General features: G+C 56.5%; 10 protein-coding genes. 8 read left to right on the plus strand and 2 right to left on the minus strand.

The genetic code is table 11. The features are described from left to right. Positions 1 to 4 precede the first annotated feature (4 nt). The 8 genes from ybgF to HZB34_16620 all read left to right on the plus strand — a co-directional run bounded on the left by ybgF (position 5) and on the right by HZB34_16620 (position 8116). A complete protein-coding gene (gene ybgF / locus HZB34_16585) occupies positions 5 to 793 on the plus strand; it encodes a tol-pal system protein YbgF (protein ID MBI5317579.1) in 789 nt (262 codons plus the stop codon). Between the two features lie 66 nt (positions 794 to 859). Then, positions 860 to 2695, plus strand: coding sequence for a DNA mismatch repair endonuclease MutL (mutL, locus tag HZB34_16590; GenBank protein ID MBI5317580.1), 1836 nt, complete (start codon positions 860 to 862; stop codon positions 2693 to 2695). After that, positions 2695 to 3696 carry a tRNA (adenosine(37)-N6)-dimethylallyltransferase MiaA gene (miaA, locus tag HZB34_16595; protein ID MBI5317581.1) on the plus strand — a complete coding sequence of 334 codons (1002 nt, stop codon included), beginning with the start codon at positions 2695 to 2697 and terminating at the stop codon, positions 3694 to 3696. The genes mutL and miaA overlap by 1 nt, the downstream gene beginning before the upstream one ends. Further along, a complete protein-coding gene (gene mtnP / locus HZB34_16600) occupies positions 3693 to 4592 on the plus strand; it encodes an S-methyl-5'-thioadenosine phosphorylase (GenBank protein MBI5317582.1) in 900 nt (299 codons plus the stop codon). The genes miaA and mtnP overlap by 4 nt, the downstream gene beginning before the upstream one ends. A gap of 3 nt (positions 4593 to 4595) precedes the next feature. Then, complete coding sequence (locus HZB34_16605; GenBank protein ID MBI5317583.1) at positions 4596 to 5510, plus strand: sugar kinase; 915 nt, start codon at positions 4596 to 4598, stop codon at positions 5508 to 5510. Continuing rightward, complete coding sequence (locus HZB34_16610) at positions 5507 to 6193, plus strand: tetratricopeptide repeat protein (GenBank protein MBI5317584.1); 687 nt, start codon at positions 5507 to 5509, stop codon at positions 6191 to 6193. Before HZB34_16605 ends, HZB34_16610 begins: the two co-directional genes overlap by 4 nt. 13 nt (positions 6194 to 6206) lie before the next feature. Further along, positions 6207 to 7136, plus strand: coding sequence for a helix-turn-helix domain-containing protein (locus HZB34_16615; GenBank protein ID MBI5317585.1), 930 nt, complete (start codon positions 6207 to 6209; stop codon positions 7134 to 7136). Between the two features lie 530 nt (positions 7137 to 7666). After that, complete coding sequence (locus tag HZB34_16620; protein ID MBI5317586.1) at positions 7667 to 8116, plus strand: cytochrome c; 450 nt, start codon at positions 7667 to 7669, stop codon at positions 8114 to 8116. 104 nt (positions 8117 to 8220) lie between these two features. Here HZB34_16620 and HZB34_16625 read toward each other — a convergent pair whose 3' ends face one another. Further along, the gene (locus tag HZB34_16625) at positions 8221 to 10113 is read right to left on the minus strand and encodes a hypothetical protein (protein ID MBI5317587.1); all 1893 of its coding nucleotides are present in this window, start codon (positions 10111 to 10113) and stop codon (positions 8221 to 8223) included. A gap of 551 nt (positions 10114 to 10664) precedes the next feature. Then, positions 10665 to 11480 (minus strand): glycosyltransferase family 2 protein, encoded by an 816-nt coding sequence (locus HZB34_16630; GenBank protein ID MBI5317588.1) that lies wholly within the window; start codon positions 11478 to 11480, stop codon positions 10665 to 10667. Positions 11481 to 11743 lie beyond the last annotated feature (263 nt).

Raw genomic sequence — 11743 nt, forward strand, 5'->3', positions numbered from 1 at the left:
CGTGATGCGCAAAAAAATAGATTCGTGGGAGGGTGTGGCTCTTACGGCCGGAGCAATGCTGTGGCTCGCTGGATGTGCCAACCACGCCGATTTTGTGGAGGTGCGTGACCACTTGTCGACTGTGTCGAAATCTCAAGATCAAGATCAAAAGCGATTGGATGCGTTGCAACGGCGTCTGGAGTCTCTGGAGCGGGTGAAGGATACTGAGTCCGCCAGGCAGAAGTTTGATCCGAGGTTCGACGACCTGTCTGTACGGATCCAAAAGTTAGAAAGCCGATTGGCCAAGTCCGATGAGGGAGCAGGTATCCCGGTTGCGCCCAGGCCAGAGCCAACCTCTGGAGAACAGACTCGTCCCCCAAGACCACAGAAGGGGGGCTCCCCTGGCGATGTATCGACCATGGTGCCAGGCGTTCCCACGATTACTCCGACATCGGCATTCAATCTCGCGTACAACGACTATCTCAATGGGAAATATGATCTTGCCGTGGCCGGCTTTCAGCGATTTGTGAAGGACTTTCCTGGCACGTCGCTGACGCCGAATGCCTACTACTGGTTGGGCGAGTCTGCCTATCAGCAGAAAGATTACGTCCGCGCGATGCAATCGTTCGAGTATCTCACGGCAGAGTATCCGGGAAACGAAAAGGTGCCGGCGGCACTTTTCAAATCGGGGCTTGCAGCGGGAGAAACCGGAGATCTTGCCAAATCGAAAAAGAATCTCAAGCGGGTTATCGAAGAGTTCCCCACGTCGGATGAGGCCAAGCTGGCCAAGAACAAGCTGGCCGACATTCGATGATCGGACGTCCATTGAGATGGCACATGATGGCTTCCTTGTTTCTGGCATCCCCCGGGGTCTAATTTTATGCCTGCCGCCAGCTGTTCGACGAAGATCCATGTCCTCCCAGGCGATGTAGTCAGCCGCATCGCGGCTGGCGAGGTCGTCGAGCGCCCTGCTGCGGTCGTAAAAGAGTTATTGGAAAACAGTCTCGATGCAGGGGGCCTGCATATCACGGTCGATGTAAAAGACGGCGGCCTGACCCTCATTCGAGTGACAGATGATGGGGAAGGGATCAGCCGTGCCGATCTTCCCCTGGCGTTCGAGCGGCATGCGACAAGCAAGCTCCGGTCCGATCGGGATCTCGCCTCGGTGACCACGATGGGTTTTCGAGGTGAGGCGCTACCCAGCATCGCGTCCGTCTCGCATGTCCTGGTGACGACTGCAACAAGGCAAGACACCACTGTGGGATCGCAGTTCACCCTGGTCGCAGGCGGCAGCGGTTCCGTCGTGGACGCCCCCGCCGTGCCGGGCACCAGGATCGAAGTGTCCAATTTGTTTTTCAATCAGCCAGCCAGAAGGAAGTTTCTGAAATCAGCCACGACGGAGTTCTCTCATATCAGCCGTGTCGTTCAACTCGCCGGCCTTGCCTGGCCATCGGTTCATTTCCGTCTGACCCATAACGGCCAGGAGATTCTCAACTATCCTGCCGTCACCACGGATCGTGATCGGATCCTTCAAGTCTATCGCCCAGCCTTTCTCGATCGAACTATTGAGGCGCGGGGTCGGATAGCAGGAATGTCGATCCGTGGCGTGATGGTCGATCCGCTTCATGCGAGATCCTCGAGAACGCCACAGGAATTGTTTGTGAATCGGCGGCCTATCCGCAATGCGACTGTGTTTCATGCGATCGTGGATGGGTATGGGTCGTTCCTGCCCAAGGGGCATCACCCAACGTTCGTGCTCTTCCTGGATATCGAACCCGACCGACTCGATGTCAACGTACACCCTACGAAGAAAGAGGTCCGTTTTGCAGACACGGAAGCTCTTCATCAGTTGGTGCGTCAGACCGTCCGTCATGCACTCGATGGATCTGGGCGGAAGGTTGTGCTGGGTCTGACGCAGGGAGGGGCATCGCAGACGATGCCGGAGTCGCTTCCTACTGCCGTGCGGCAGGTCGATCTACTCAGTGGCTCTCGCCAGGCTGGCTTGATCCCAGCCACTGGCCGGGATTCCCGAATCATGATGAACGATACGGAGACCCTATCCGGCATCGTCGAAGGAAGTCAGGTTGCCTTCGCTCACGAGCCAGTTGCGATGTATCAGCGGGCGGAGAAACCTGACATCGTGCCACTCGGGCAAATCCTCCGGACCTATCTCGTGGCTCAGGTGGGTGATGAACTGCAAGTGATCGATCAACATACGGCGCATGAGCGTGTTCTTTTCCAACGGCTTTGGAGAGGCTGGCAGAGCCGGGAAATCCCGTCGCAGCCGCTCCTGATTCCGGAACCGGTCGAACTGCCGGCAGCGCAGAGTCTACTGCTGCTCAAGCGCAGCGACGATCTGGAAAAACTCGGTCTGCTGGTTGAACCTTTTGGCGCAACAGGCGTGGCGATTCGGGGAGTGCCGGTCGGGTTGGGCAAGGTGGATGCGGCGGTGTTGGTACAGGACCTGCTCGAGGACTTGACCGAGTGGGATCGAGCCTCGTCCTTGGAATTACGCGTTCAACCGGTCTTGGCGTCTATGGCCTGTCATGGGGCCGTACGCGCTGGGCGTACCTTGGCGCTTCCTGAGATTCAGCAGTTGATCCACGATTGGGTACAGGAAGGGTTGATCATGACCTGCCCGCATGGGCGTCGCACGGCCTTTCGTCTTTCCACAGATGAACTCGCCCAGCTGTTCGGCAGGGTTGGATGGTCATGATGACCATTCCAGCGAAAGCAACCTGCCGTCTCTCAGGGAAGCAAGTCTGTTGCAAGCCTGTGGTTGTGATCGTGGGTCCGACTGCTGTGGGGAAGAGCCGCATTGCGGTCGAGGTAGCCAAGACTTTCGAGACCGAGGTGCTCACGGCAGATTCCCGTCAAGTCTATCGTGGGATGGACATTGGGACGGATAAGCCATTTCCGGAGGAACGCCAGGGGGTTCCCCACCGACTAATCGACCTCGTCGGTCCTGGTGAGCTATTTAATGCCGGTGCATATCGACGTCATGCAGTGGATGAGATCGAACGCCTGTACAAAGACCGCCGTCTTCCTCTCGTTGTAGGCGGCACAGGGCTCTATGTAAGGACCCTCCTGAAGGGCTTGTGTGGCGCGCCACCGTCCGATCCAATTCTGAGGAAGGTTCTGCAGCAGGAGGCGATTGACCAAGGACACGATCGCCTCTATGCTCGACTTGCAGCGATCGACCCAATGGTCGCGGCGCAATTGCATCCCCGCGACGAATCGAAAGTAATCCGTGCGCTGGAAGTGTACCAGTTATCCGGTCGCCGGATGTCGGAGTTTCAGCAGGAACATGGATTTACTGAAAGGCCATTTTCAGCCTTGATCATCGGCTTGAACCGGGACCGCGGTGCGCTGTATCGGCGTATCGAGAGCCGGATTGACTGGCAACTGGCTCATGGTTTGATAGAAGAAACCAGACAGCTCCTGGCCCAGGGGTATCGGCGTGAGAGTGGGGCCATGAAGGGTTTGGGGTATCGCCAGGTGGCAGAGCACTTGGCCGGTGAGTATGACGCAGCTGAAATGATTCGTCGGTTCAAAAGGGACACGAGACAATATGCCAAACGACAACTGACGTGGTTTCGAAAGGAACCGGGAATTCAATGGTTGACGATTGAGGAGTCGGAATCAGTCCGGCACACGGCGTCGCTGGTGATCGGATCGGTGGGTCGGTTTCTGAGCACACTTGAGGAGCAGGAATGACACGGCAGAAAACCGGAGGACATGCCGACATCGGCATCATCGGCGGCAGTGGGCTGTACGACATCGAAGGGCTTCGCAAGGTCATGGAACGCCCGGTCAAGACTCCCTTTGGGGCCCCCTCCGATAAGGTTTTGCTCGGCGAGTTAGAAGGGGTTCGTATCGCATTTCTTTCGCGGCATGGGCGCGGCCATCGGATGAATCCCTCTGAAATCAATTATCGCGCGAATATTTATGCGCTCAAGTCTCTTGGGGTTCGACGGGTGATTTCTGTGAGCGCGGTTGGGAGTATGAAGGAGTCGATCAAGCCAGGGGATGTGGTGTTGCCGGATCAATTTATCGACCTCACCAAGCGGCGGGTATCGACCTTCTTCGAAGGAGGGATCGTGGCGCATGTGGCGTTTGGCGATCCGGTCTGCGCCTCGCTTGGTTCCTCATTGTTGGAAGCAGGCCGCATGGTCGGCGCTACGGTACATCAGGGCGGTGTCTACCTCTGCATCGAAGGGCCGCAGTTTTCAACCAAAGGGGAGTCCCGCCTCTATCGGCAGTGGGGTGCTAGCGTGATCGGGATGACCAATCTTCCCGAGGCGAAGCTTGCGCGAGAGGCGGAGCTCTGTTACTCCACGGTGGCCCTGGCGACCGATTACGATTGTTGGCATGAGACGGAAGAGGCCGTCACCGTCGAGGCGATTTTGACCACGCTCCGCCAGAATGTCACGCTGGCCAAGCGACTGTTGCGGTCGGTGCTGCCTGCAGTGGCAGCAGTCAAGGCCTGCAGCTGCCAGCGCGCGTTGCAGGATGCCATCATCACAGCGCCCGATCAGATGCCGGCCGCTCTCAGACGAAAGCTGGCTCTGTTGATGGAACGGGTTGTTCCAGTGAGGAAAGGGGTTCGTTAAGTCATGGGAAAGTTGCTCGTCGTCGGGTCAGTCGCATTAGATACGGTGAAGACACCTTTCGGGGAGGTCAGCGAGGTCCTTGGAGGTTCGGCCACCTATTTTTCAACCGCCGCCAGTTATTTTGCCAGCGTCGATCTTATCGCAGTCGTGGGGGAAGATTTCCCCCCGCAACACCTGGCCTTCCTCAAGAGCCGTGGCATCGATGTGACTGGATTGGAACGGAGATCCGGCTCGACCTTTCGATGGAAAGGAGAGTACACGCATCAGTTGAACGAAGCGCACACGCTCGATACGAAACTCAACGTGTTTGAAACCTTTCGGCCGAAAATCCCCGAGGCCTATCGATCACCGGACGTATTGTTTCTCGGAAATATCGACCCGGAGCTGCAATTGGATGTGTTGCAGAAACTTTCACGTCCGCCATTGGTCGCGTGCGATACGATGAACTTTTGGATCAATGGCAAGCGAGACGCGTTGTGGCGGGTGTTGGAGCAGGTCGATATTCTGATCATTAATGACGGTGAGGCTCGGGCGCTCGGCGAAGACTCGAATCTGGTGAAAGTGGCGCAAAAAGTCCTTGCGCGTGGGCCCAAGCACCTCATTATCAAGCGTGGGGAGTATGGGGTATTGATGTTCAATGAGAAGCAGGTATTCGGAGCTCCGGCCTTTCCGCTGGAAGACGTACGAGATCCGACCGGTGCAGGTGATACCTTCGCCGGAGGCTTTCTGGGCTATTTGACGGCTACAGGCAACCGTTCGGCCGAAGCCTTCAAACAAGCAATTATCTTCGGGAGCGTCATGGCCTCATTTACTGTAGAAGCCTTTAGTCTTGACCGTTTGAGAATCCTAGATTACAAAGAGATTCAGGAGCGGTTTCGAGCCTTTAAGCAATTGACCCATTTCGAGGATCTTTCGTGACCCAGATTCGCCTTGCCTGTTTGATTGTTCGACTATTTGCTCGTCCATTGCTTGCGATGGCTCTGCTGATCAGCTGGTTACCCGGCTGTGCGACCTCGGAAGGTTCGGTACAGAAGTCAAAAGGCTATTACCACGAAGGCCTCGCGAGTCTGGATAAGGATCAGCAGAAGGCCTTTGTATCGTTCCAGAAGGCTGTGAATCTCGATCCGAACAACAAGGAGGCGCGATACGGGCTCGGTCATATTCTGGCGATGCAGGGTAAATTGCCCCAAGCCGAAGAAGAATTTAGGGCGGCGACAAAGCTTGATGAAAGCTACTCGGAAGCCCACACATATCTGGGCCAGATATTGGAAAAGCAGGGGCGATGGACGGAAGCGATCGCCTCATTCCGTCAAGCACTGACCAATCCCTTGTATGGAACCCCGGACCTGGCCCGGTTCCATCTCGGCCAGGCGCTGGCCCACGAAGGTGATTACCAGGGGGCGATGGAATCGTTTGAGGATGCCCTAGTGGTCAATCCACCAAACGTTCCACCGGCGTTGTTACAGTTGGAGCTGGGGCGTGCCTACTACAAGCTGGGATTCGAACGACGCTCACGGGAGGCGCTGACCAAGGTGACGACGCTCGATAAGGGCGGCGAGTATGCCGCAGCTGCGAAGGAACTGCTGACAAGGATCAAGTAATAGAGAGACACCCATGGAATCGATCGGTGAATTTTTCAGACAGGTGCGGGAGACGAAGGGGCTCACCATCGACGAAGTCGCATCCAAGACGCGAATTCGAACTGATTTCGTGAAGGCGTTAGAAGAGGGGAACTTCGCCAAGTTGCCCGACCAAGTGTTTGCGCGAGGCTTTGTCCGGTCCTATGCCAGGTCCCTTGGGCTTGATGAAGAGGATGCGATCCACCGATTCGCTCAATCGGCAGGCACGTACTACGACAAGCAGGCAGAACGAGAACGGTTGAGAGTGCGGCAGGCCGAAGAAGAGCGGAAACGTCAAGTCAATCGGAAGGCCGTTGCGATTGCGATCGGTATCGCGATCCTCACGCTCATCTTTCTCTTAAGCCGTGAACAGTCGTCGCTCCTCGTCCGGCGTTCGAGCACAGACTCCGTTCCTTCCGCATCCAAGCGAACCACTCAACCGGCTCCAGAATCTCAGGAATCTCCGCCAAGCCAGCTGGCTGAGGAGATCCTCCCGTCCCTCAAGACGAAACCGAACGATCCCCCCGTCTCGTCAGCTGAGGTGAGCGCAGGAAACCATGTTGAGCCAGCGACCAAGCCCGCAACGGCTTCGGCTGCTCCGGTACTAGCAGCTCCGAGTCCTTCGTCGCCTGGTAGCGACGGACCACTGGGCGGGATTTCACTCGAGGGGTCGGAAGCAACAGAGGGGCAGTTGGCGCTTGAGCTTGAAGCGACAGAGCTGAGTTGGGTCGTCGTTCAAATCGATGGCGGTAGCCCTCAAGAGGTCCTGCTCAGACCTGGAGAAAAGGCCACATGGAAAGGCCAGGACCAGTTTACCTTGACGCTTGGTAACGCAGGGGGAGTCAAGGCCGAGCTCAATGGCGTACCTCAAAAGCCCTTCGGCCCGAGTGGCAAAGTCGCACGCGATATTATTGTCAAGCGCTAATCTTTCGCCAGCACTGTCTCTCCGGTTGCACCGCGTGAGTTTCCCCGGCCCTCATCTGATGGGGCCTTCCATTCTAACCACACTCACGCATGCCCGAGTTTTGTGGTAGATTGTCGTGATCTTATCTTCCGCAAGAGTTGCACTGGGAGACGAATGTGAGAGATGGGGCGTAGGAGTAGGGACTGAGGCGCAATGGTGCCACCATTTTTAAGCTGTTCTATATTTTTGGTGATGGGACGTTCCTAACTAGCCGGAATATTGTATCTCACCCCTTGCGGGTTCTGGCATGAGCTTTGATTGTCATATCTCATCAGGAATGAAAGCCGTTATGAGAGGAGGGGGATGAGGCCGGGAACGATCGTGGGCCAGTCACGGATGTGTGGGGACATATCGCAACGCGATGGATTGCTTGACAGGAGTGGAAGGCCGTTGTTATATTCGCCCGCGTTTTGTGACTTTACTATGGATCTCAGAGCCGTTGCTGAGAGGCTGAGTCATCTGCGGTGGTTAAACACAAAGGAGGAAGTCTGATGGGGTATTTTTCTAAGTTTTTGGGAATCAGCGCAGTGCTAATGCTGCTATCGGTCTCGGCATACGCAGGCGAAGAGAGGGACCCGCTGAAGGCCCGCGTTCCAGCGGATCAGATGGCCGATGCGAGGGCCGCCAAGAATCCAGTCGCCTCAAGTCCGGAGACCCTTGCCAAGGGAAAGGCTCTGTACGAGGGCAAGGGAACCTGTTTCAATTGCCATGGTAAGGAAGGAGATGGCATGGGCGAGGCTGGTAAAATTCTGAATCCGGCCCCACGTAATTTCACGAACTGTAAGTTCCATAAGAAGCGGAAAGATGGCGAACTCTTCTGGGTGATCAAGAATGGCAGCGCAGGCACAGGCATGGTGCCGTTAATCCCGGCCGCGATCACGGAGGAAGAGGCCTGGACGATCATCAACTACGAGCGAGCCTTCTGCAAAGATAAAGAGTAGCTTCGCCGTAGCCGTGAGTTTGAGAGGGTGGGGGTCGAATCCTCCACCCTCTTTTTTTGTTTTCTGGCCTTGAATTGGGGTGTTGTAGTCAGCGGCAGTAGCGCCTAGCGGCCTTCAGCTCCCTGAATCACAGCAGGCTTGGCCAGTATCAAGGTAGCAGAAGGATCGGTTGAGCGGAGCGCCGGAATAGTGAATGGACGTTGCTCCTGGTCCAGGTGGGTTTTGGAGGCCCAACGCACTTTCTGGCTGAGATAGGTCACGGTTTCGCCGAGTGTCACATCACCATCCCGGTTGGTATCGGCTTCGCCGCGCAGCGCCCGCAGCAGATAGTAGGTGAACAGGCCATGCCGATGCTGGTTGTCCTCCAACCTCTGTCCGATGTCGCTGGTTCCAATGACATGGATAGTCGAACTCCCTGTAGGGTTCCATTGGGGGAGGGAGGTCTTGGTCCGGTGATTCGGCTCCACTGGCAACACAAGACCATCGAACAAAAACAGGGTGTGTTTAGCTTGTAAGCGGGACAGCGCTGCTTCCAAGCGTTTGAGCGGGTACGATCGTGATGTCGTCACAGCGGTTCCATCGTAGGGGATCAGAAACACTTCTCCCGTCGATGAGACCGAAGCCAGGCCGGCAAAATAGACGATCACGACCGCGTCCCTGTTCATGTGAGGTGGGAGCCAATCCAACAGGGCTTCGTCAATATCCGAGCGTATGGCTGTCCGGTCCTGCAGCAAACGGACGTTGGACAGAGGCAACCCGCCGAGGGACCGAAAATAGTTCGAGACCATCTCGGCGTCCAAGGAAGCGGACTTTCGGGCTTCGGTTTGTTGGTCTCGATACGACCCGATTCCAATTGAGAGCAAGTAGGTGTGTGGCTGCCGACCCCCCCCGGTTACAGCAGGGATGGTATCCACGTCCTCGGCTTTGAGACCAGACGGTTGGATCGACAGGGGTAGGACTTGACTCGGAGGCTGACCATGGGTTCCTGAATCAGACACTACCACATGAATCTCTGCTTTCTGTTGCAGGACAGACTGCGGCAATGTCGCCGCAAATTCAACTGAGCGGGATTGACCTGGTTGTAGCCGCCCGACCACGACAGTGGTGGTCGGAAACTGTTCGAGCACCGAGGCGGTACCTTTCAAGGTCGCAGTGACCCCCTGAAGTTCCTGTTCTCCTCCGTTCATGAGGCCGATGCGCACGAGAAGGCGCTCGCCTCCCTCAAAGACCAAATCGCCGTTCTCGTCCAACACAACGGCTTTGAACGAGAGTGCCGATCGAGGGCCATCGGCTGGAAAGGTCGTGGTTGTTGAACCTGCCTTCGATGGTGATGCCGCCATTGTGACAGGGGCGGTTCCGCCAGTGGCTGCTAACTGGATCCTGGCGGCGCGGATGAATTGCGTTGAGAGAGCGACCCCAGCATCATGCACAAACTCCCCGATATTGCCGTAATCGCATCGGCGGAGGCTCGGCTCTAGAATCAGTCGTTGCTGGTGTGTGATCGACGCAGTCTGCTGGCCAAGCTCCTTCCCCGCAGCGTCCTTAAAAGTGAGAAGTATTTCGATGGCGATGTCCGCAGGCACCCGGTCGTAGACAGTATCGGTCCAGAGCTTGAAGTTCGAGCGTTGGAGTGTGAGCACAATTTCCGTGTCCGGCCGGACCGGCGCGGCAATTCCACCGGCGACGGTCACGGCCGAAAAGTTTTGGGAAGCCGCGTCAATCATGACCGATTCGAGCTCTTCCCCCACATGAAGTTCGCGCGGGCTATTGCACCCATTGATGTACTGCATCGTGAGATTCGTGAAGGAGGGATCGAATGTCAGCTTGACGGAGTTGCTCAGGCGAGGGCCCATGTCAGGCAAGGGGGTTCGCTGAAATATCGAAGTCAGCTTCTCGCACCCCCACAGACCACTCACGGTGATGATGACACACAGGAGGAAGGCACCATGCGCCGTGAATCGTTGGGATGAGGCTCTTGTGTGTCGTTCGATGAGCACGGCCTATAGTGGATTGGCGATGGTAGTCGAAGTCTTCATGAACAGGCTGTTGAGAAAGTCCGCCAGCGGCGTTCCCTGCCTCCGCCGAAGCGCTTCGCGCAGGCAGGTCGCCGCGCTCAGAGGCTCAACGTACTACAGAGAGTACGCGTCGCCTCGTCGCTTGCTGCGGCCTTGCTGGACGGCCTTTCTGAACGGCCTGCGATGGCTTCTCAACAGGTCTTCGAGTATCCAGACCTTGCGTGCCTGTTCTGGTCAAGTAGTTTGTCAGTACCCCGTAAATCACGCAGGCTTGGGAAGGCGCCCGCCGTGAATGGTTTGGCCTCTGAACTGCGATCTGGGACCGTACCGAAATGTGTGACCGAATGCAACTTGTCGCTGAGTAATTCGAGCATGAGAGAGTCTTCAGATTTGAGCATTTCTGAATAGATAGAGGGGTGGGTTAAGCCGAGGGTCTCGGGCATGGGCAGAAACGAAACGGGAACATGATCAGACGGTGAAGTGACGATGCACAGGCGATCATCTAGGAGAGGGGGCCTGACAGCCTCGTTTTCTTATCGGGGAGGAAACTCGAGTTGGCCGGCCGCGGAAGGATGAAAGTCCCGCGACTGTGAGGGAACAGCGTAGTAGCCCTTGGTTTTATTCCGTCGAATGAGAGCCATTTCGCGTAACATGGCGAGCACATCTCTGGAGACCCGAAATTTCGAGTCAGGCTGGTGGGACCAATTCACAGGAATCTCTGTGATGCGGTATCCACGTTGTTGCGCGATACAGAGCAGTTCGAGGTCGAAGCCGTAGCCGTCGATTGAGGATACTTGAAAAAGGTCTGCTGCCACACGTTGACGGAAAAGCTTGAATCCGCATTGCGTGTCGGTGATTCCCCTGAGGCTGCTCTGCCTCACAACGGAGTTAAATAGGGTGGTCAAAATGGTTCGATACCAGCGGGTGTGGACTGTATAACCCGGCAATTGGGAGGCGAGTGCGCGTGATCCGATAGCCACGTCGGCTCCACTCGCTACGGCCTGTTCAAGGTGGGCGAGTTCCTGAATCGGGGTGGCGCCGTCCGCGTCGGCAAATAGTTGGATCCGTCCAACAGCGGCTTGCATCCCTCGTCGGACAGCCGCGCCTTTACCTCGACGCCTCGGCGCCCTGAGCAGCTGAATCTCGGGGACTGATGAACCCAGCGTCTCAACAACGGAGGCGGTGGCATCGATACTACCGTCGTCAACCACGAGAACCTCATAGGGCTGTCCTCGGTCTCGCATGTAAGAGGTGATGCTTCGAAGGTAGGGAAGAATGCGGGCAGCCTCGTTGTAGGCTGGAAGGATGATTGAACAGTCGATGGAGCTTGAAACCTTCTGGTAGGGCATAGGAAACCAGTCCTGTTGTGTTGAACCACGAGGCAGTACCAGACCAGACCCTAAGAGAAATAGAGTAGCGAGTCACAGGCAGGATTGCAAGGGGAACATCTCTGCTGGACTTGACAGATCTGTCGAGGGAGAGCGATCGTAGAAACCAACATCGGAAAACAACGCATGAGCCTGCGTGGCCGGAGGTGGAAGATGCGCCATCTGCACCGTTCCGACACCCGGGAGGATATGGAGTTGTCCCTGACGCACGCCCGATCAGCGCG

This window comes from Nitrospirota bacterium, assembly GCA_016219645.1.
Classification (GTDB): domain Bacteria; phylum Nitrospirota; class Nitrospiria; order Nitrospirales; family Nitrospiraceae; genus Palsa-1315.

What these genes read in the sequence shown, in the direction of transcription:
- miaA (MBI5317581.1), top strand. Translation starts at nt 2,695, where the DNA reads ATGACCATTCCAGCGAAAGCAACCTGCCGTCTCTCAGGGAAGCAAGTC.
- mtnP (MBI5317582.1), top strand. Translation starts at nt 3,693, where the DNA reads ATGACACGGCAGAAAACCGGAGGACATGCCGACATCGGCATCATCGGC.
- HZB34_16630 (MBI5317588.1), bottom strand. Translation starts at nt 11,480, where the DNA reads ATGCCCTACCAGAAGGTTTCAAGCTCCATCGACTGTTCAATCATCCTT.
- HZB34_16620 (MBI5317586.1), top strand. Translation starts at nt 7,667, where the DNA reads ATGGGGTATTTTTCTAAGTTTTTGGGAATCAGCGCAGTGCTAATGCTG.
- mutL (MBI5317580.1), top strand. Translation starts at nt 860, where the DNA reads ATGCCTGCCGCCAGCTGTTCGACGAAGATCCATGTCCTCCCAGGCGAT.
- ybgF (MBI5317579.1), top strand. Translation starts at nt 5, where the DNA reads ATGCGCAAAAAAATAGATTCGTGGGAGGGTGTGGCTCTTACGGCCGGA.
- HZB34_16605 (MBI5317583.1), top strand. Translation starts at nt 4,596, where the DNA reads ATGGGAAAGTTGCTCGTCGTCGGGTCAGTCGCATTAGATACGGTGAAG.
- HZB34_16615 (MBI5317585.1), top strand. Translation starts at nt 6,207, where the DNA reads ATGGAATCGATCGGTGAATTTTTCAGACAGGTGCGGGAGACGAAGGGG.